The sequence below is a fragment of the Neobacillus drentensis genome (assembly GCF_036962125.1).
Classification (GTDB): Bacteria; Bacillota; Bacilli; order Bacillales; family Cytobacillaceae; genus Neobacillus; species Neobacillus drentensis_B.
Window position 1 is genome coordinate 62,751 of sequence record NZ_JBALOA010000034.1, and the last position, 21,947, is coordinate 84,697.

Sequence of the window (21,947 nt, forward strand, 5' to 3'; positions counted from 1 at the left end):
CTATGGTGTGCTTAGGAAAGAGACCGAAAGACATAGGTGTTCGCAAGAAGGCTAAACCCTAGGCCAGCGAAGGGTTGGACAATTGTCCTTAATTGAGAATCTAAGACGAATGTTACGATTTGTTATGATTTGAAAGAGCTGGGATATGGATTTTCAGGTATTACGGCATGAAGATGTTGTAGGTGAAGTAAGCAAGGAGTGGGGGAGACAGTTACCAGATTCAAATTTGGGATGAAGAGCTGGAAACCATTATTTTTGCCCTCGTTGTTGCGATTGATTGTGTAAAGGCTGACCAAGCAGTGGCTTCTTCAGCGGCGACCACTTAACCAAACTGTTGTAGCCGGTGCCTGTCACGCCCCGTAATTTATCGAAGATTGATAGGATATAAAGTGGATTTTAAGTGATAGAATTGAGTTGCGGCTGAATATTGTTGGGGTGGTTGGCTGTTACGCTTCTTTCCGTTTCGGAAAGGAGGTGATGATCATGGAAACCTTTCTTGAAATTCTACGAGAAGTTCTGAAGGGATTAATACGTGAAGTTAGTGCGTATTCTTTCGGGAAAATACTCTAGAAAACAGGAAATCACCCTACGCCGTCGCAAGCAAAAGGGTGGTTCTCAAAAATAAGCTTCGAAGGAAAGGGGAGGCTCGTAGTAGTTAGCTCCTCCTTTCTTTCGTGCCCTGTTATTTTATTTAATAATTTATAAATGGTGTAAGTTCGCTTTAAATATCGGTTCGCTGGTATTCGGTAGATACCAAAGGTTTTTCAATTCAATTTCTTTTTCTAAAAACATCTCTTTCAGTTCTTCAATAAAAATTCCGCGTGTCGGGTCACATGATGGGCTGCTTTGAATGCCAAGCAACCCAACAATTTCATAGCCGTTTTTGAGATATTCTTCAGCTTGTTGAAAAACTGGCCGTAAAATTACCCGGCAGTGTTTCCGATATTCAGGGGTATTATATTCCTCATAGGTCATCGAAGGACGATTTAATCCGAGAAATGTAAATTCCGGGCATGGCAATTGTAAAAAACCATAGCCTTCATTCATAGCCCATTCAACAGCGGAAAAGACGGCACCCGCTGCCCGGGCCTCTTCATCTATAACCGTATTTTGATTTATAATACAATGGGAAACTAGTAAAATCTTTTTACTACGCTGCATGGTTTTTTTCCTTTTTAATAATTCTTGATAAGAACGGCATACGGCCAATCATGAACAGGACAAGGAAACAGGTAATAATTTTATCCACCAAGTTTCCGGTTATGCGTGATATGAATGTCGACGCAAATACACTTTCACCTGAGGATCTTAACCATAAAACAACCAAATCCATCCCGCTGCCGTTTAAACCACCATAAACAGCAACAGCAATCGGGGTACCGATTAACGGGGCAACAATTGAAATAATGAGTCCAGTGATTAGAGCAACATACCATTTGGTAAAATCGAACTTCCTAGCGATAAAACCTACAACCAATGCAATGGCAATATTGACAATTCCAAAAAATATGGCAGAAGCCCCCGTTGTCGCACCGAGGACAACATTTGTAAGTCCTCCTGTCAAAATGCCCCACCATGGACCAAACAATACTGAAATTAATACTGTTCCAATTGTATCAAGAAATAAAAGGGGAATTTTTAATGTCGATACAGCAGTTCCTAAAACCACGTTTAGAGCAATCCCCATGGCAGAATAAGTTAATATCATAGTTTTGTTTACTTTCATTTTTTCTCCCCCAGGATAAGTTTTCCAACATCATCACTATAAAAATTATTGGCGTATATTTAACCTCATTCAGAGTGGCAGATTAAGCCACTAGAATCATTTACAAAAAATTAAGATAATGTAATTACTTCATATCTTGCCGCTAATTCAATAAATTGGGCCATCCCGCTGATTTTCCCGGCTACAAGCTTATCGTTTAGCTCATAAAAGTCTACGCATGTTTTACAAGCAAGAACGTCAACACCCTTTTCTTCTAATTCCGTTAATTGGAGAGAAACAAGCGAGCTATCCGTTAGTGTGAACACACCGCGGTTCATGCAAAAAACAGCCGCAGGCAGTTCTTCCATTTGTTTAAGAATAGTAAAAAAGGTTTCCAATATCCCTTCACCAAGTTCTGTTTCTCCTTTGCCAAGCTGATCTGAAGCAAGTAAAATTACTTTGTTTTTCAATTTTTCCACCTCACTGAATTAATCATCACAGGTATCCTGGGTATTTTTAGGACATTTATTCATTTATTAATATACTGGTTAATTTGACCTAAACGCAATTTGAATTATCGATAATAAGGATTAAATCGAATCGTTATATTAGATATATAGTTATTTTTAATAAATGCTTGCCAACTGTAATATTTACGGACTTTCCTAAAGGCTATGGTGCCAGTCACGACCCGATATTTGTCGAAGATTTATTGCTTTTTGAACTAAATAAAATGATAGAGTGAAGTTGCAGCCTCGATTTCTAATTTGGCGGGGGGAGAAAAATGATTGTCATTTTAACCATAACAAACAACAGTAAAATTTTAACTGTTATTGTAACTGATTCATCTATTCAAACGTCTGTTTTATTGGAATGCACTAATAAATTAAAGAAGGTTAAAGAAACTTTATCATTACAATGTGGTTAATTATTCTATTTAGGGGAATGAATTGAAGTAATCCCTAGGAAGTTGAGGAGGAGTTATATGTTATTGCTTTTTCAATACGGGTTCGCATCTATTTTCCTTTTGTTTGCTTCGATTGCTTCTTGGTATGAAGGTAGTGAAATAGTTGAAAATACTTGGGAATGGAAGTATTCCACGCCATTTTCTCAATTGATATATGGACCCGTGCAAAGTAGTAGCGATATATCACAACTTGACTACTTTATTTATGCAGTTAAATTTCAACCCACGTTTCCCGTCATTATGGTCATAAGCGGTTTATATTTGATGATTTTAATAGGATTCCATTTCTTTAAGAAGCAGTACAAATGGTTTGCTAGTTACCTGTCCTTTTTAGGAGCAGGTTTATTTTTCCTAAGTTATTTTATTTATACTTCGCCTACGAACGGTGGGAAAGTTTTGTTCCTTACTTTGTTATTAAGTGGTTTGTTTTGTATTTTACTGGCAGCACTTATGTATTTTCAGATTTTTAATCGAAATACAAAGGAAATTACAAACTAAACTTATTGTAAAACACTAAAAGCGTGGTTAGATTTAACTACGCTTTTTACAATAATTTTAAAAAAAAATATGGTGGATAAAGGTGAAAAAAGGTGAAATTCCTCCTCCTTTTGGTACCAAACCGGCTTTATGCCATTTTAGAAATTTGAGATTGTGTGTGAAGTCGAACCACCTTCGGACAAGGCAGAGCTCAAAAGGTAAGGTCGTGTCCGAAGTCGAGGCAACTTCGGACAAGGAAGAGCTTAAAAGGCAAGCTGATGTCCGAAGTCGAGGCAACTTAGGACAAGGAAGTGCCCAAAAGGCAAGGTGATGTCCGAAGTCGAGGCAATGCCTGTTTTCAACTGGTCCAAAGTTTCTTACACACTGGTGGACTTGGACTTATGACCAACCCAACCGAAGATAAGAAACTTTCTTATCCTGTTTATCTAAAGAACTTGCTTACCAATATAGCAGATGGTTTTATGCAATATGCTAGTTACAAAGAGAATGAGGAATAGTAGGGTTTTTTTAAAGAGCAATTTGGGGGTCAATTCCTCGCTGCTTTGAGGGCCAGATCCCCTTATTCGGGCAGTTTTTTAAAAAGAAAAAAGAATGTGCTACCAAGAGATTCTTGGAACACATTCCCTTCTCTATCTATTTAAATATCTGTTCAATTATTCCTTTAACATCAGATGAAGAAACGGATCCCAAAGAACCATTAACAATAATAGTTTGTGCTGGGAGAATTACTGTTCCATAGCTTAATTCGCTGGGCCATTGTCAACAGTAGCTTCGATGGTATTTTGGACGCTTGCAGGCACTGAAGAAAGGAAGTCATAACCAGTCAAGGACTCAATCGTATCTACACTAGCTCTGTAGTAGCTCCACGGATGGCTTGAAGTTGTTTGATCATTTGGCATCAACACAGCTATTACTCTGGTAGAAGTGGTTATTCGGCTAATATCATTATTCCCGTTAGGTAATACAACGATCACCTTCCATGTTTTTGCCGGCACGACCACTCCATTCCCGACAGTGGTCATATATCCATTTGACCCAGTGCCACCAGATCCATAACCACCGGATATAATATATAATTCGTTTCCGGCTGTTACAAGTGTTCGGCTATATTGCTCTAAACTTTCCCAGGTGACCTCATTGTTCTGTGGAGCTTGAGGGATCATATTAGTCATCAGAAACGTGGCTGAATTGTTGGCAACAGTAGATGTACGGTCACCAGATGGGGTCATGTGCCCTCTGTCAAATCCACTTCCTGAAAATTCACTAGCAGTAACCCGATACCATCCTGCCGGCAATGTTGTATCAGAACGGAAGTCATCCTGACGCGGAGTGCTTCCAAGGTCAGATGAACCTACATGCCAACTAACCCAGTTAGGCTCGTGTTTAGTATTATTGTAGGAAAGATCATATTGCGGTTTAACCATTAAATAATTATTGGAATTGGCTGTATTAGTTGTAGCGCCACTTGGATTCCCTAAACCCATGTTATCATTATCTATACTTGCTTGTGTTGAAGGTTCAGCTGCAGATAATGAATTTTGAGGAACCAGGCTGCTTGTAATTACCAAGTCGTTAGCATTATTATTCGTGTCCCAACCATTACCTTGACCTTGAGCCGTTCCACCGTTGTTGTCTTTACGTTCTACACTTGTCGTAGCAGATAGAGTGCCTGCTGGACTAGTTTCTGAATCATTTGCAGAACCGAAGCCAACAAAATCAACGACATTTGAATTGGATGAACCGGATACCGCGGTAGTGACGTTTGCTAAAGCAACTTTTCCGCTGCTTGCACTTAAGTTTATAGTACCTGTAATATCGGGAGTTGGCAGGTCAACAGTTCCGCCACCGCCGCTTGCTTCTTTGATTAAATAGTATTGATGTGCGCCAATGCTGCCTGTTAAATTTGTAATGCTGCTGAAGGTACCAGTTGAAGAGGCATATTGAACAGACCATCCAGACAAGCTAACGCTTGAACTTGTAGGATTGTAGAGTTCAATATAATCATTTTTGTAGGAAGAACCACTATTACCTCCTCCACCATAAATTTCACTGATGACAACATTAGTTCCCACAGCAGCCTTTGTAGGTTGAATAAATATATTTCCAAAAGCACCGAAAAACACGAGACACATACAAACCAGGAAGGCTGTCTTTCTCTTTAAATTTTCCTTTCCCCTTTTTGATAAAATTACTTTTCGTGCCAATCGGCTTTCTAACATATACAAATAACCCCCTCTTGAATTTTAGTAAAATGAGTTTGATAGAAAAACTGAATAGAAAAAAAATAAAAGTAGTTAAAAGAAATGATAAATATGCCGATACAATGGTAATGGAAGGCATAAAAAAAATAGTCGGGATTCTTGAAAATGGGATTCTGGTTGAGGAGTCTTGCGGCACCCTAGCCCCTGACAAAAGAATTGAGCCGAAAAGGTATATTGCACAAGGTAAAAGTAATAAGCCAGTATACATTTTTTGAAATAAGGCAAAAAAAATATAATTAGCGTTGACTAAATTGATTTACATGAAAGACCTTAACTAGCGGTCTATGTAATCTTAATTGTTTTAAATAAGTCTTAAACTATTATTGAGCACCTCCTTAAAGTATTCTTCATAAACTCGATTCGCGCACTGTAAGAACTAAAAGCACACTCTCGACAATAGGAAAGAGTCCAAAAACGATCTTCTTCCCTATACACAACAAACTCTACATGGCATGAAAATGTATTGCGTTTACCTTGCTTATTTACAATATCATAAATCCTTTTTTAGTAGTTTTAATTTTTAGAAAATTAATTATCCTTTTTTATTAAGTATATTAACATACAAATATTTACAATTTAACTTGAATAATATGACGGTAGAAACGGGGACGCTTGGACGGTCTAATTCAGATGCGAGAAACTTCAAACATGATAGCAAGTAAAAACCCTTAAGGATTAGTTGATGAAGATTTGTTAGCTAATAAGAAAAGATAAAGGAGGACTAATATTTTAGTCCCCCTTGGCTTATTCAAATATTATCGCTCACATGCAATAAAATCCTTATCACGGTCACGTTTCTTATTAGCGTCATAAAGTGTTTTGGAAACATAAGGCTTGTACTTACTTTTTCCCCCTTTGTTTTTAACCTTCGATGTACGTGCCACGCCACCTTTAAAGTCCTTGAAAATGAAATACGAATAAAAAAACAGCAGGTCCTGGATTCCTGCTGTTTCTTCCACTTTATACTTATATAATAATTTTTCTGTTAATGCTTGATAAAACAGCATCTACGTAAAGTATAACCGTTTCATACCCTGTGTTTTGTATTTCAGAATTGGCACCAGAACTAAACCCTCCTTTTAGTTCCATCCTTGCCCAGTATAATGGGGTGGTAGGAACTTCAACCGGTTCATTTAACAGGAAGACACACTCAGATAACTTAAAAATAAAAATGGCCATCCCATCTTCATCGTATGAAGTCCAGATGAGAATATCAAACTCGTCTACTTTTCCGTAATTTGTATTGCGTGTTTCTTGTGTATTTTTCAAGCATCTTTTTAATTCATTTAATATAAGCTGTTCGCCATATTCAGATAGCCCACTATCATAAGGCTCAGATGTCTCTTCATATGCATCATTTTGCTCTAGTAAGAAACTTTCAAAGATAATTTTGATTGCTTGGCTCGCATTAGTTTGTAGCGTTTCTATCACTTCTTTATCATAAGAAAACTCATAATCCTCAGGGTTTGAAAGATGCCTTTTGCCCACCGCCAATGGCGGGTTATGTAATTCTTCTAAGGCCCCATTAGCAAACCGACATTTTGATAATGAATATACAGCCCCTAAGATAAACTCACCATATTGCTGAAAAGTAACAAGTAAATCATGTAAATCTGAGGAGTTCATTATAACTTCTCCGGTACTTACTGCTCTTTGTATAGAGTCTGTCACCATTTCATGTAAGCCTTGAATTTCAATTTCGGTTAAAGAACGTTCCTTATTCTTATTAAACATGATGGAGTCCTCATTTCCTTTTGGGTTATTTTCCTTGCTAAAAAGAATATGTTTCTAACAAAATACCTATATCAATAAGGAGTATCTGAGCTTTCGTCAAGTCTCTGTCCTCACTTATTTACCCATTAACATTCGAATCGCTTTCCGTAATCCTTCCTGTTCGGGTCTGCATAGTTCAAGGGCATGATTTGCTTCGTAAACAGCTTGTGCTACTAACTCTTTGCTTTCCTCTTCACTAGATATTTTTATTAACAAAATTGCCTGCAAAAAGTGCCAACGTGGATTATTAGGATCAAGTTCGATTGCTTTCATTAAATATCTTGTTGAAATAAATGGAGGAGCATCATTCTTGTTAAGGACTTGAGCCGTATACCCCCAATATAATGCTTTATTAGGATTCTCATGGATGGCTCGAGTATAATATTCAATTGCCTCTTTATACTTATCTTGGAGAAAATAGATCTCGCCTAAAGAAAATAATGCTGCTGCTTTCACTTCAAAATTAGTACTTTCTATTTCTTGATCCAGGATATCGATTAATTCACCAATAGGGATTTTGTATATCTTATTTAATTCAGGGTAAGATTCATCAGCATTCTCTATACTTTGAGGATAATCCTCCATATTTGGCTCAGGAAGTGACCTATTATATCCGAATGTAAGGAACATATTAATATTTTCATTGCAAAAATCATTCATCTTCTTAACTTCATAGTACTCAGATAGAGCCTTTAAAGTTAGGAGTGCTTTAAAGCAATCTTCAAATCTCCCGGTATTAAAACAATATTCCACAAAGGATTGGATTTTCTCCAGTGTCATCCAGTGGTTTTGTATTTGTGTAGTAAGCCTTTCGAGGTCACCTTCAATCATTTGTCGTTCGATTGACTTTCGCCAGTGATCATTAAATGCTTTCTCCGCGGCTTCCTTTTCCTCCTCGGATTGAGGACGATTAAGGATAGCGAGAACTGCTTCTTGGCGGCGCCTCCACTCTGCATTATCCTCTTCCTGTTCATATTCAATAGGTGAGATCAGCTTAATTTCAACGCCGTAGGAAAATCCATTTCCACCAAGTATTCTATTGATTTTAACATCAAATTCTTCCTCATTGTCCAACCTGGGAGCAAGCCATTCTGCTATTTCTCTTGGAATCCAGCCGATACTTTCACCATAGCTATTGAATACCCCAATTGCATTTTCATCAAAGCTATTGTAATAATCTCGCTCAATATAGATTTCATCATAAATAGATAACCGTTCAATTATTCGTTGTCTTCCTTCATAAGTAACACCTTTAAGTCTGAAAAGTTGACGCATAGGATCACACCTATCCTGTTTAGTGCGTATGAAAATATAGAGGGGCTGCTACCTTCATTTGTGGTGCCCACTCTGATGAAATCTATTAATTAGTGGTTTTCATTATACTCGTATAAATCTGTCCAGTCCTCACTTGGATCGTAATCATCGCTTCCTCTTTCGGATTCATCCCTAAAGTAGTTATGAGACGGATAGTCATCATAATCATCATCATCTTTGTAATATTGACTAGAATAACTAGATGGTTTGGATGCATAGGCTGTAAGTTTATTGGTAGGTACGGTTGGCGTCACTGGCTGATGGTTTTTAGTTTTATCTGAATCAGAAGAAATGAAAACCTCTAGTCCGTAGTTGTAGCCATTTCCTCCTAATTTTTTATTGGTTTTTGCATAAAGCTTAACACCTGAATCCATCTTTGGTGCAAGCGTTGCGGCAACATCTCGAGGGATCCAGCCAATATTTTGGTTTCGGCTATTATAAATGCCGATTGCATTTCTATCATAGGCATTATTACGATCCCGTCTTATCATAATTGGATCATAAACACTTAGGCTAGAAATTAATCCTTGCCTGCCATCGTAAGTTACGCCTGCTAGTTTTACCATTGTATTAATATAAGCTTTGGTAAGTTGCCATCCACAATGGCTGCAAACTTTTGTATAACTATTTACTTGAACGGATGTAGGTTTGCTGCATCGTGGGCAAGTCATGTTTGTATAGCTCGGTTGGGTACTTTTGGCAGGGCTAGTTTTTTGATTGGTGTTCGAATGGGTGGTGGTGCTAGAACTAGAACTAGAACTAGAACTAGAACTAGAACTGCTGGTAAAGAACCAAATTATTGCAATGATAATAATAATTGTAAACATGTCGTCCCCACTTTTCTGTGAAAATATAATAAGTTTTTTAATAGTGCTACAATTTTACTATATCAAAAGATAGTTAGAATCACACGGGTTTATACACAAATTTTCCCATCCAGCTATAATAATTTATGTATTAAATTTACAATTTTTTAATTATACTTAACAAGGGTAGGGTGATTAAATAATAATGGAGTGTTGAAAAATGAGTATTGGTGTCGATCAGTTAAAAGATAGAGCCGTTTCTTATAAAAGGGCTGGAAATTTTGAAATGGCAAAAAATTGCTATATTGAAGCGATAGAGTTAGAGCCGAGTGATATGATGACATACATCGGTCTAGGAAAAACGGCCCATCTATTAAAAAATCAAAATCTAGCTGTGAGAAGCTATTTAGCAGCTACCCATATACAGCTCTCTCCGATTGAAAAGGCTATGAATGAAAATAATTTGCCTATGCATCTGAAATTCCAATATGATAGCTTCCCTAAGGATTTACTAGCATCATTACCAAGAAAGTCTGCCTTTACTATTTTTATAGATGTAAATACTCCTAGGCATCTTGCTCATTCTGTTATCGATTTATCGGCCAGCACAATGAAGGAAAACCCACAACTAGTGCCATATTCAGAAGTTTATCGTGCACACATCCTAGGGAATGGTACACATGAGAGAGTATTAAATCGATTTGGCTTTACTGGTAACGATCAAATTGAAACTGATGAAAATGTTTATATTCCATATGGCAGGAAATTTGTCATTTCTGAATTAAAGTGGGATAAAATTCATAGCAATAACGTTCTTGATCTTTATTTTAATTAGAGTACTAGTATGGAAGAAAGTCTTGGGCAGACCCATGAGCTTTGCCTATAGTAATTAAATTGAAATTATGAAGATATTACTAGATATTAAAGATTGTTTGAATTAAAGATAATGAAAGAAGTTGGAGAGGTAGACTAGATATGCCAGACACAAAAGAAATGATTATTACAAAAGAAACGGTTAGTGAGTTTGTAGAAGCGCAAAGAACGAATGGAACTTTAGGTAATGAAATTACGTTAATAATAGAAAAAGTCATAAATCAACAATCTGGCAATAGCTCCCGTTACCAATGTCGGGTTTTAAAGTCTGGGGAATTATTTATTGAAATGCTGAATCCGTTGACGAACCGTCCTTGGGAGCTTAATTTTTATTTTGTAAAGGATGCCTTCACAATTGGAGATGTCTTAGTTGGCCGGTATGAAGTACAAACCCAAAAGAGATTCTTACATGACTTAATTAAGCCAATGCCTGGCACTTTGAAGAAACTAAAGCGTTCTAATGAACTTGTCGATCGTCATGGGGAAGACTTCGTGCAATTTTTGCAGAAGAAATTTGATGGGGAGGAATCCCTGCTTGGTTTGATGTATGACCGCTGGTATGAAACCACTGAGAGAGATATCAGTGAACACCAGGAGAAAATCAGTACTCTTAATTCTGAAATTAATCATTTAAACGATCAAGTCACTGAAAAGGTATTGCAACTAAAGGGAATTCAGGCTGAAATACAAGCTCATGAACAAACAAGATTACGTATTGATCAGCAGGTTTACGATCTACGAAGCTCTTTAGGATTCGTTGAAGAAGATTGGAAAGAGGAAGCAGCAATCGATTTTCATAATCTAAAGGAAGACGGAGATTTTATCGAAGCTATGCAGATAGGACTTTACCATCAAAATGGTGAAAATTTAGTCTATGAATATGATATCGTTAGACGTTTCATCACTGCTTTAAGAACTGATCAACTAGTGTTGTTAACAGGTCCCTCCGGAACAGGAAAATCAAGCTTAGTTCATCAGATTGGAGAGGTTTTACATCCATGTAAAGTACATCATGTGGCGGTTCAATCCAACTGGACTGATGTTCAGGACTTACTCGGATTTTTCAATCCTTTAAAAAATACCTACTTGCCAACACCGTTTCTTCAGGCACTTGTAGATGCCAGAAATGATAAAAAATCATTACATATTATTTGTCTTGATGAAATGAATCTAGCTCATGTGGAGTATTATTTTTCTAGCCTATTAAGTGCCAGAGAGAAGCAGCCAGATAAAAGATTCCTAGACTTGTATGCTCATAAATTTTACAAAGAAGCAAAGATGGACTTGGAGGAATTGCTGAACATGCCTATAGCGGAGATTTCGGCAGAGGATCTAAAACAATTAGATGCTGAGAAACGGAAGGAAGCTAGAAGTAAGTATGAACTGATCTTTAATTTCCCTGCTCATTTCCCAATACCGGACAATGTACGGTTTGTTGGAACATTGAATATGGACGAAACCGTAAAGCCGTTAAGTCCAAAGGTTATTGACCGAAGTTTTATTATTGAATTAGACCATCCATCCAAGTTGAATGATGTACGTGAGCAACTAGCCTCCCAATCAATCGGTGGTAAGCTGGAGTTGAATATAAGTGAGTTTATTCTGCCGGCTTTAGAAGAACCGAAATTATCGGAGGAACAGAAATCTGTTATTGATCAAGTTTTAGAATATTCTTCTGTCCTGAAGGATATCCCCAATGCGATGATGAATAGTCGGGGTATTAAGCATATGGAACGCTATGTCTCTTCACTGCCTGCTGTGGAGGGAGCGGTTGATGAATTGATTAACTCAAAAATTCTGCCTCGTGTAATGTTTCCAAAGGCTGAAAAGCAGCTTGAGAATGTCTTTGATGAATTTGTAGCAAGACTTCCGCAGGCTAGTAATTCAAGAGCGAAGGCTGAAAAAATGAAAATTAACAAACGCGTTGTTCAGTTTTGGAGGTAGTTTCTATGAAACCAGTATGGCTTAAGGTTGACTGGGATGTTCCAACTCATTATTCAGAAGAATCCATCATCGTCCATCCTAAATCTGTTACGGTAGTGGAGGATTTGGAAATAGAGAACGGCGTTTACTGTGCAACGGAATACAATCGTGTTGATGCCGAACTTCTAAGTATTGGAATCATAGCAGCACCTCCTATTCAAAAAATAAAGGCGGTTGGAAAGTTTTCTTTCAAGAGAGAAATGACTGAGTGGGAAAGTGGTATTTGGGTTTCCTGCCCTGTTTATGAATGGAATCGTACAGAGCGGCAATATGTAGTTAGTGTTCCTTCATTAGGAGTTAATCAATGCGGTACCTTCTGGATAGATGGCATTGTAAGTGAAAATCATCAGACCTTTACTTGTGAAGTAAAGGTGCGTCCATCTCTATTGTCAGAAGAGGAATATAAATTAATGGAGCAGGATCTGCTCTCGATTACGGAAGAATTAATGTATAAACAGGAAATGAACCACGGCGGAACAGAAGGAAAGTCTTCTTTAATTGATTTAGGGGCAGTCAGCCAATCTGTTCAATCATTCCTTCAGTTGTTAACTGAACTGGAAAAGGCACCTGCAGAAAAGTTAACCCAGGAAAGAAGGAAAACTAGTTACGAGAAACTTCGAAAGCTGGATGTAAGAACCCTACTGGAGAAGGAATTATATCCTTACCTTGAGACTGTTCATGCCATCACTACTGTTCAATCGTTAGATGTAGTGGAGCACCGAAAGCTAAAAGGGGTAATCCTTGAATTTCTTTTGATTTGCGAGCGAAATAAAAACAGGGAATTGGAGATGCAAAAGAGCATTACTAATCAGCTCTCAGATATTAAAGATCAGAAGAGTAAATTAAATGATAGAGACAATTGGGCCGCCCCACACTTCTCTAATAAGGAGAATTTCCTGTCCTCCCAGTTTAATATGCTGAGCAAACGCAGTATTGTTTGGGAGGAAATCATTCGGGAATTAGAAGACCTACTGGAGTCAGGGCTATTTTATCATTGTGAACCAGAGGAATGGGGAGAAACGCATCTCTTTATCTATCATCCTCAGTACAGCGAGGCTTTTGAGCTTGTGGAAAGGCTACAGAAAGAGCTTCGGCAGAACCATGTTGCGCTGAGAGATTTTCAACGTGATCTTCTTCATTCCCCTGACCTTTATGAGAAGTGGGTATTTTTTAAGACACTTTATTACTTTACGGGAACGATGAAATTTACTCCTCAGGGCAGGAATGTCATGGAAGAAATCTTAACTTATTATGAAACACATAAAAAGCTGAAGGGATTTCGGATCAGTCTGGTTATATCCCCATCAACCAAGCTGGTTATTGGCAGTGAAGTTCGTTTTGACAATAATCGGAGACCAGATATTGCCTTACGCTTTGACCAGCCGAATAAACAAAGCTTGGTGTTCTTAGATGCAAAATACAAGCCTTACAGTAAATTGACGGAACAATTGGAAAGGGACCTTGATCATTCGGCTAAACAGTACAGGGAGATGGATGCAAGGGGAAAAGCTGCTTTTCTTGTTCACCCTGATGAAGAAAGGGGAAATCATTTTGAAATAACCAGGCCACATCGTGACGGCTATTTTATGCTCAAGCCTGGTCATGAAGAAGGACTGGCACTATTTGTGAAAATGGCCTTCCATTTTCATATGGGCTGGGAAAATATTTGCCCAGATTGCGGGGAGAGCGTAGAAGGACCTTTTGATGACTGGGGTTTTAAAAAGTATTATAGATGTGATTGCTGCCAATCTTTCTGGGTTCAAAGTGTTTGTTGGAATAGGATGCATACAAAGCAACGTCTTTATAAATATTTATATCGAAACTTTCATCGATCAACCGCACATGATTGGGATGTTCATTGTCCAAGGTGTGAATTGACTTACGCTGATTACTTAAGGGGCAGGTAGCAATGACCATGGACGCTTTTCTAGTAGTTCTAACAAAGTTAACCCTCCCTATGAACTTTTGGAGGTGATCTTTTTGGGAGCAAAAACGAAACTTAACCCTATGCAATTAGAGGCGGTTACGACTACCGAAGGACCTGTGCTGATTATTGCTGGACCGGGTTCAGGGAAAACTCATACACTTGTTGAAAGGGTTACCTACCTAATCAAAAACAATAAGGCTAAGCCTGAGGAAATTTTCGTAGCCACCTTTACCGAAAAAGCTGCAAGGGAAATCATGACACGTGTATCCAACCGTCTTCACGAAGAAAATATTGTGTTTAATTTAAATGATATGTATATCGGCACGTTCCATTCAATTTGCCTAAGGATTTTGGAAGAAAATCGCGAATATACCAGGTTAAAGAGGAATTATCGGGTAATGGACCAGTTTGATCAGCAGTTTTTTATCTATCAGAATCTTAAGGAATTCTTCGAGGTTGAGAATTTCCATTTCCTACCGGAAGGTAAAACAAGAAAGTGGGACCAATCGGCAAGATTGCTGCAATTGATTAATAAAGTTACAGAGGAATTAATTGATAGTCGGAAACTTCGTCAATCTCGCTTTCCATCAATGAGAGCTCTGGGGAATTGTTATGATTTATATCAAAAAATGCTAGAAGAAGAGAATGCTTTGGACTTTTCGACCATTCAACTCGAGGCATATCGGTTGTTATTAAGTCATTCACACGTACGGGAATCACTTCGAGAAAAGATTCGATATATCATGGTGGATGAATATCAAGATACGAACACCATTCAGGAAAAAATCGTTCTAGCACTAACAAATAGCCAGAATAATCTTTGTGTGGTTGGGGATGATGACCAAGGTCTATATCGTTTCAGGGGTGCCACCATTCGGAATATCTTAGAGTTTCCAAATTACTTTCAACATTGTAGAGAGATAAAATTAAATACCAACTACCGCTCCCACCCGGGAATTATCCAATTTTACAATCAGTGGATGAATGGGTTGGCCTGGAGGGAAAAGGATCAATCTTTCCGATATGATAAAGAAATTAATCCTCCTGAAGATAAATCGTATGATCGTATTCCATCTGTTGTAAAAGTGGTGGGTTCTAGCGAATACAAAGACTGGCATCATCAGGTATATAATTTTCTGATGACTCTGAAAAATAATCAATCGATTACAGATTGGAATCAAGTTGCCTTTCTTTTTTCCTCTTTGAAGAAACAGGCGGTAGTTGAGCTCTCTGACTTTTTAGAAACGAAGGGAATACCTGTCTATTCTCCACGTTCCAATATGTTTTTTAAGAGGGAAGAAATTAAGTTGATTCTGGGAGCATATATGTTTCTTTTTCCCCAAACCAGAACATCAAGACAGTGGGACCCAGGAAAATGGCTAAGTGCATGGGATTTTTATGATCAATGTCAGGCAGATTTTGAAAAAGCATTGAACTCTCCAGAAAATGAAGAGTTTAAAATTTGGGCAGACCAAAAAGCGAAAGTACATCAAAATCTTCAAGAGAATCTAAACTACGGATTTTCGGAATTGTTTTATGAACTACTCCAATTCCCAATGTTCAGCAGGTTTTTAGAGGGGGGGAGCGGATCAGTAAGAGACAGTAGAGCTAGTAGAAACTTATCGATATTCTCCCAATTTATTGTGAAGTTTGAGTACTTATTTCGTATGGATGTTATTATTCCAGGGAAGTTGGATTATTGGCTTAGATTTTTTTGGAACCAGTATATCCTATTTCTCGATGAGGGAGGCATTACGGAATATGAGGATGAATCGGAATATGCACCAAGCGGTTGTGTGTCATTTTTAACTATTCATCAATCGAAGGGTCTAGAGTTTCCTATTGTTTTAGTTGGATCGCTCGAGAATGAACCATGGAGAAGAAATTCCAACAGTGAGCGGCTTCTTGAAACAGAATTTAACACAAAGAAATCCTTTGAGCCGCAGCACCGAATTCCCTATTATGATTTTTGGCGGCTGTACTATACAGCTTTTTCTAGGGCTCAAAATTTATTAGTCCTTACTGGACAGGAAAACATCGGGAGAAAAAGTTGCCCTTCAGAATCGTTTCAATTCTTATATTCTAAGGTACCTAATTGGAGAAAGGTCCCTATCACTGAAATAGAATATGAGACTGTCAAAAGTGTTAATTTAAAAGAAAGCTATTCTTTTACTTCACATATTAACGTTTATAACACTTGCCCATTGCAATACAAATTCTTTAAGGAGTTTGGCTTTGCCCCTGTACGGCAGGCAGCACAAATCTTTGGAACGGTTGTTCATCAAACGATTGAAGATATACATCAGGCAATTCTTAATGGCAAGGCCTCTGAAATGACAACGGAAACTATTGAGAGTTGGTTTGAAACCAATTATCACTATCTTAGTAGCCGGGAGCGAGTGTATCTAAAGGAACAGGCCAAAAGAGCAGCACTGCAGCAGGTTCAAAGGTATGTTATGAGCAGTAATGACCAATGGGACAAGGTAAAAGGAGCGGAGGTTAAGCTGTCTCTCGTTAAGGAACATTATATACTTAGTGGAAATGTGGATTTAATCAAAGAGGAAAATGGTTCGTACGAAATTATCGACTTTAAATCAGAGAAGAAACCTGCAATGGATAGTGAGAGACTAAGACAATATCAAAACCAGCTCGAAATTTATGCCCATCTTGTAGAGGAACAGGTACAGAAGAAAGTAACGAAAATGCATTTATATTATACAGGTGAAACCGAATCAAGCCCTTATTTAACTTTTGAAAAAAGTGCGATTCATACCAGCGAGACCATTGATGAATTTGATAGGACCGTTCGTAAAATAGAAAAAAGAGATTATCATGTTGCCAAAAGGCCTAAGCAGCACTGCCGAAATTGTGATATGCGATTTTATTGCGATAGAAGGGAAAAAGAAGGGAAAAAACTATGCTAAGGTGCAGAGACTTCTAGGGTATTCTTCTGTATCTATCACGCCCTGAGATTTGTCGAAGATTGATAGGATATAAGGTGGATGGAGAATTTCGGTATTTAGTTTACGTAAATGTAAAAACTGGCTGGTTTCATGGCTAATTATGAAAATGTATGTCTCACTTCGACTCTTAAATCCCCTTTACGTCATGTGGAGGGGATTTCAATTTATCATAAACTATATTTACAAAGGGGAATTTTGCTAACTGTAATAAACAGAGGCCTGGCACAAATCCAAGTTCAGTCACTTCTATGAGTTCCTTTTTTGATAATTTTCTATATTCATTCTATTTACAAGGTTTACGAGATGACACTCAGGTTTTTTGCCGTTTATGGAGCGCTTTCTTCTTTAGGTAAAAACTCATGATATCAAACTATTTAGATGGTAGAAATATTTAATAGGATGAATGAATGAAGTATGATAGTATTTTTTTTGAAATGAAAGTTAGTTTAGTAACTTTAAAAATATAATTACTGGGGATTTGATTATGAAGAAATATTTAAAAGTTATTAGTTTGGTACTACTGTTCAGTATGCTAGTGAATATTTTACCTTTATCATGGCTTCCAGAAGTTCTTGATATGAAGGGGGCCAATGCTGAGGGCCTTTTAACCCGAGAGGACTTTAAAAAGTTTGAAAATAAAATAGCTGTGGGAGGTAGTCATACTGTTATTTTAAATGATGATGGAACGGTTGATTCCATTGGAACGAATTATTATGGAGAAACCAATGTAGGTGACTGGAAGAATATCATCGCTGTTGCAGCAGGGGGACAATCGACAGTTGGCTTAAAAGGTGATGGAACCGTGGTAGCGGTTGGGTCCTATGGGGCCAAGCAGCCAGGACAAAAAGATCTTAGTGAGTGGACGAATATCGTGTCTATTGCTGTAGGTACGAATCATATCGTTGGCTTGAAAAGCGATGGTACTGTAGTAGCGTTTGGCTACAACGATAGTGGACAAACCAATGTAGGTGACTGGAAGGATATTATTGCGATTGAGGCAGGTTCTTCAGCCACTTTTGGGATAAAAAGTGATGGGACAGTCATAGCCGTTGGCTACAATTATAATGGACAATTAAATGTTAGTGGTTGGAACAATATTGTTGCAGTTACTGCGAGTGCATATGATACGTTTGGCTTGAGAGCCGATGGAACCGTCGTGACGACTGGTTGGGGGGCGTATAGTAAAGGGGATGCAAGTTCATGGAATAAGATTGTAGAAATATCATCAGCCTATGGACATGTAGTGGGATTAAAAAATGATGGGACTGTGGTAGCGGTTGGTGATTCTTCTATCGGAAGGACGAATGTAGGTGATTGGAAAAATATTGTTGCCATTGATGCGGGTGACGGGAATACGATCGGTTTAAAAAGCGATGGAACGATTATTTCAACTGGTGATAATGGTACCGAAACCGTCCATTTAAATGGCTGGAAGGATGTAAATTCTGTCATTGAGAATCAGAACACTACATTTGGTTTGAAAAGCGATGGAACGCTAATTGGTACGGGTCAGTTTGGAATTATTGATGAAAATGATATTAGCCAATGGCAAAATATCGAATCCATCTCAGCACGTTTTTATCATATATTAGGTTTAAAAAAAGATGGCACTGTCGTTGCTTCTGGTACCTATGATTATGGACAACTGAATGTAAGTAGTTGGAGTAATATTACGGCTATTTCAGCTGGGCTTCAGCACTCCGTTGGTCTAAAAAAGGACGGTACCGTCGTAGCGGTTGGTAATAATGATTACGGACAATTAAACGTAAATGACTGGAAGGATATTACGGCGATTTCAGCAGGTAATTTTCACACCATTGGATTAAAAAAAGATGGCACAGTTGTTGCTGTAGGACCCTATAGTTATGGAACAGATGTGGACTCCTGGAAGGATATTACGGCTGTCGCTACGGGTGGGTATCACACGGTAGGCTTGAAGAGCGATGGAACCGTTGTGGCAACTGGCCTTAACCAATATGGCCAGACGAATGTTAGCGGTTGGAGAAATATTATTGCGATCGCAGCTGGTGCGGACCATACAGTCGGTTTAAGAAGTGACGGAACCGTCGTAGCCGTCGGTAAGAATGACCATGGGGAGTTAAATGTTAGCGGCTGGAAGGATGTCCAATCTATTTCTGCTGGATTACAAAGTACAAAAGGATATAAAAAGAATGGTGTCATCCTAACGACGGATGGAAAGTTTTACACAAAGGATGAATTAATAAAACCGCAGTTAAGAATTAATAAAAAAACATATAAACCAAATGATGAAATTATCATTACTTTATCAAAAGGAAATTTCTACAACATTAGCCATCCAACCATCACCTTTTCTGGCGGGATATCGCTTGTCGATGCAGAAATGACTCCCTTACCAAATGGAGATTTTGAGTATCGGTATATACCTAACGCCACTGAAATAGGTAAAGTAAATCTCTCTATTTCTGGTGTTGAAGATCCATTTGGGAATAATCTTCAAGCGGATGGTTTATTTAGTATCATACCTGTTCAGTCCATCAAGTCATCTAAAACGGTGACTAGTTCTGGGGAAAAAGTGACGTTAACCGCTACGTTTAATGAAGGCGTGAAGCCTGATTTTAAATTATCGTTAAGTGGGGCCACTACCTTATCTGCAACTAAGATGACCGAGGTAGCGGGCAGTAACGGTACAAAGTATATGTTCACGTACACTGTTCCTTATAATTATAAAGAGGGGCCGGTCGATGCCACATTAACGAATGTAGAAACGGTTAATGGTCAAATTTTTAATCGTTTCACCGACGAAAATGTCTTTTTGAAACAAAACAGACTTGCTCCGATTAGCTCGATTACTTCTTCGGAAAATAAAGCCAAAATTGGGGATACGGTTACGATTACGGCAAATTTTTCGGAAAGTGTCAAAAGTGGCGTGAAGATTTCCTTTGACGGTGCGGATAACATGGCCCCGGTTTATATGAATCAAACCGCCGGAAGCAATGGGATGCAATATATGTATAACTATATAGTTCCAGAAGGTTATACAGGGAAAATGAATGCACATATTACAGAAGTCTACGATCTCAATAACAAGCTGTCACAGGAATATGTGAGTAAGAACCTGTTTGAGATTGACGGCATTAGACCAACTATTAGTAGTCTTTCTCCATCGCTCACTGCTGCGAAACTGGGAGACAAAGTGGTAATTAGAGCCGTTTTTGATGAGCCGGTAAAACCTGACTTTATGCTCTCATTATATGGTGATGTAGATATACGAGATCTCTCCATGCAAGAGGTGGAAGGTTCAAATTCTACTGTATATGAATATAGTTATTTGGTTAAAGAAGGTGACCTTGGCTTCGTTAGCGCACAGATAAGAAATGTAGAGGATTTAGTTGGCAATCCTTATGGTGTATATAATAGCGATGTATATAATAAATTAAATATTTTTCAAGCAGATGGAGTATACCCTGCTCTTTCTTCACTCGAGCCTGAAGATAAGGAATACGAAGTAGGGGACTATGCACATATTACTGCCTCCTTCACTGAACCAGTGAAACCAGGCGTAAAAATCACTTTATCTGGTGGAGTCAATCATGAAGAGTATGTAATGAGTGAAGTACAAGGAAGCAATGGGAAAGAGTATGAGTTGTACTATGAAGTAAAAGAAGGGCAAAAAGGGATAGTTAACGGTCTGTTAACCAATGTGATCGATTTAGCAGGGAACGAAGTCACTGCTGCAAAAGAGAAGGTTTTTTATATCAGTGATCCATCTAACGCGAATCTGGCTACCATCTCGGTAACCGATGGAGCTACTCGTTATTCATTAACACCTGAATTCTCCGCTGGAATAGATACCTATTCTACCTATCTACCAAGCCATGTTACCAGTGTATGGGTAAATGGAGAAACGGAAGATAGTAAAGCCACAATTGAGGGAAATGGATTAAAAAACCTTGTGCAGGGTGAAAATAGCTTTATTTTAAAAGTAACGTCTAGTAACCTATCGACTAAGTTTTATAAAGTCATCATTAATGTTGCCGATGATACAAAACCAATTATTTCGGGTGTTAAAGATCAAACGATTGGATTGGATACATCTTTTGATCCTGTTGACGGAGTAGAAGCCTGGGATAATGTCGATGGGAACATCACTTCGCTGATGAAAGTTGAAGGATCCGTCAATATACACAAACCGGGAAATTATGATCTGGTCTATACCGTTACAGATCAGGCGGGAAATCACGCGGCAGTCTATCGTCGGGTCACTGTTGTAGACAATATAGCGCCGTTAGCACCGGAAGTAAATCCAATCGGAGATAATCAACTCGTTATCAACGGAAAGGCAGAGCCAAATGCTACCGTGGTTGCCAAAGCGTATGGATCATCGATTGGATGGGCTCAAGTAGCTGAAGATGGTTCATTTACTATTGCTATAAATAAGCAAAATGCAGGTACGGAAATTAGTGTACATGCTGTTGATATGTATGGGAATCCTGGTGAAGCTACTAGAGTAGTAGTTAAGGACGTGACTGCGCCTGGCAATCCAGTGATCAATGATGTAACAGACAAAGATACAATAATTACTGGAAATGCAGAACCGGGGTCCAAGCTAGATGTGAAAGTCAATGATGTTATTATCGGAACCGGAACGGTAGGGGAGAGTGGTCAATATAGTGTTACCATACCAGTTCAAAAAGCAGGAACTGAAATAGCCATCATTGCTATAGATCAGGCTGGAAATGTAAGCAAAACTACAAAAGTAGTAGTAAAAGACATTACTAGCCCAGAGAAACCAGTTGCTAATGAAGTAACGGACAAGGATACTTCTGTTACAGGTCTAGCGGAGGCTGGATCCAAAGTAGAAGTGAAGGTAAATGATTCAGTGATTGGTGCTGGAA

General features: G+C 38.3%; 14 protein-coding genes and 4 pseudogenes. 10 read left to right on the forward strand and 8 right to left on the reverse strand.

The window, feature by feature from the left end:
* Window positions 1-139 precede the first annotated feature (139 nt).
* Window positions 140-326 (forward strand): annotated as a pseudogene (locus V7121_RS22560) (hypothetical protein); the annotation flags it as partial.
* Window positions 327-699: 373 nt separating this feature from the next.
* Here V7121_RS22560 and V7121_RS22565 read toward each other — a convergent pair.
* From V7121_RS22565 to V7121_RS22575, 3 genes are all read right to left on the reverse strand, one after another.
* Window positions 700-1,161, reverse strand: coding sequence for a CD3072 family TudS-related putative desulfidase (locus tag V7121_RS22565; protein WP_335499727.1), 462 nt, complete (start codon window positions 1,159-1,161; stop codon window positions 700-702).
* On the reverse strand, window positions 1,151-1,726 hold the full coding sequence (locus V7121_RS22570; protein WP_335547949.1) for a CD3073 family putative ECF transporter S component: 576 nt from the start codon (window positions 1,724-1,726) through the stop codon (window positions 1,151-1,153). Before V7121_RS22570 ends, V7121_RS22565 begins: the two co-directional genes overlap by 11 nt.
* Window positions 1,727-1,836: 110 nt before the next feature.
* The gene (locus tag V7121_RS22575) at window positions 1,837-2,175 is read right to left on the reverse strand and encodes a DsrE family protein (protein ID WP_335499732.1); all 339 of its coding nucleotides are present in this window, start codon (window positions 2,173-2,175) and stop codon (window positions 1,837-1,839) included.
* A 515-nt stretch (window positions 2,176-2,690) separates the two neighbouring features.
* Here V7121_RS22575 and V7121_RS22580 point away from each other — a divergent pair.
* Window positions 2,691-3,170: a YjdJ family protein gene (locus V7121_RS22580; RefSeq protein WP_335499735.1), complete on the forward strand. Its 480-nt coding sequence runs from the start codon at window positions 2,691-2,693 to the stop codon at window positions 3,168-3,170.
* 740 nt (window positions 3,171-3,910) lie between these two features.
* Here V7121_RS22580 and V7121_RS22585 read toward each other — a convergent pair.
* Window positions 3,911-5,389, reverse strand: coding sequence for a DNA/RNA non-specific endonuclease (locus V7121_RS22585; RefSeq protein ID WP_335547951.1), 1,479 nt, complete (start codon window positions 5,387-5,389; stop codon window positions 3,911-3,913).
* A gap of 32 nt (window positions 5,390-5,421) precedes the next feature.
* On the opposite strand from V7121_RS22585, the gene V7121_RS22590 reads away from it, so the two are divergent.
* Window positions 5,422-5,646 carry a hypothetical protein gene (locus V7121_RS22590; RefSeq protein WP_335547954.1) on the forward strand — a complete coding sequence of 75 codons (225 nt, stop codon included), beginning with the start codon at window positions 5,422-5,424 and terminating at the stop codon, window positions 5,644-5,646.
* Between the two features lie 540 nt (window positions 5,647-6,186).
* Here V7121_RS22590 and V7121_RS22595 read toward each other — a convergent pair.
* The 4 genes and pseudogenes from V7121_RS22595 to V7121_RS22610 all read right to left on the reverse strand — a co-directional run.
* Window positions 6,187-6,333: pseudogene (locus tag V7121_RS22595) on the reverse strand (excalibur calcium-binding domain-containing protein); the annotation flags it as partial.
* Window positions 6,334-6,397: 64 nt separating this feature from the next.
* Complete coding sequence (locus tag V7121_RS22600) at window positions 6,398-7,165, reverse strand: hypothetical protein (RefSeq protein ID WP_335547955.1); 768 nt, start codon at window positions 7,163-7,165, stop codon at window positions 6,398-6,400.
* Between the two features lie 114 nt (window positions 7,166-7,279).
* On the reverse strand, window positions 7,280-8,479 hold the full coding sequence (locus V7121_RS22605; RefSeq protein WP_335499746.1) for an HIRAN domain-containing protein: 1,200 nt from the start codon (window positions 8,477-8,479) through the stop codon (window positions 7,280-7,282).
* Window positions 8,480-8,568: 89 nt separating this feature from the next.
* The gene (locus tag V7121_RS22610; RefSeq protein ID WP_335547957.1) at window positions 8,569-9,189 is read right to left on the reverse strand and encodes an HIRAN domain-containing protein; all 621 of its coding nucleotides are present in this window, start codon (window positions 9,187-9,189) and stop codon (window positions 8,569-8,571) included.
* A 355-nt stretch (window positions 9,190-9,544) separates the two neighbouring features.
* Between V7121_RS22610 and V7121_RS22615 the strand changes: the two genes are divergently transcribed.
* From V7121_RS22615 to V7121_RS25000, 7 genes and pseudogenes are all read left to right on the forward strand, one after another.
* Entirely contained in the window at window positions 9,545-10,159 is a 615-nt protein-coding gene (locus V7121_RS22615; RefSeq protein WP_335499751.1) for a tetratricopeptide repeat protein, read from the forward strand.
* A 140-nt stretch (window positions 10,160-10,299) separates the two neighbouring features.
* Entirely contained in the window at window positions 10,300-12,141 is a 1,842-nt protein-coding gene (locus tag V7121_RS22620) for an McrB family protein (RefSeq protein ID WP_335547959.1), read from the forward strand.
* 5 nt (window positions 12,142-12,146) lie between these two features.
* Complete coding sequence (locus V7121_RS22625; RefSeq protein WP_335499756.1) at window positions 12,147-14,087, forward strand: hypothetical protein; 1,941 nt, start codon at window positions 12,147-12,149, stop codon at window positions 14,085-14,087.
* A 73-nt stretch (window positions 14,088-14,160) separates the two neighbouring features.
* Window positions 14,161-17,031: an ATP-dependent helicase gene (locus V7121_RS22630; protein WP_335499759.1), complete on the forward strand. Its 2,871-nt coding sequence runs from the start codon at window positions 14,161-14,163 to the stop codon at window positions 17,029-17,031.
* Window positions 17,032-17,647: 616 nt separating this feature from the next.
* Window positions 17,648-18,100, forward strand: a pseudogene (locus V7121_RS24990) (chromosome condensation regulator); the annotation flags it as partial.
* A gap of 261 nt (window positions 18,101-18,361) precedes the next feature.
* Window positions 18,362-19,195: pseudogene (locus V7121_RS24995) on the forward strand (RCC1 domain-containing protein); the annotation flags it as partial.
* Between the two features lie 1,461 nt (window positions 19,196-20,656).
* A partial coding sequence (locus tag V7121_RS25000) for an Ig-like domain-containing protein (RefSeq protein WP_420490742.1) occupies window positions 20,657-21,947 on the forward strand: 1,291 nt, incomplete at its 3' end.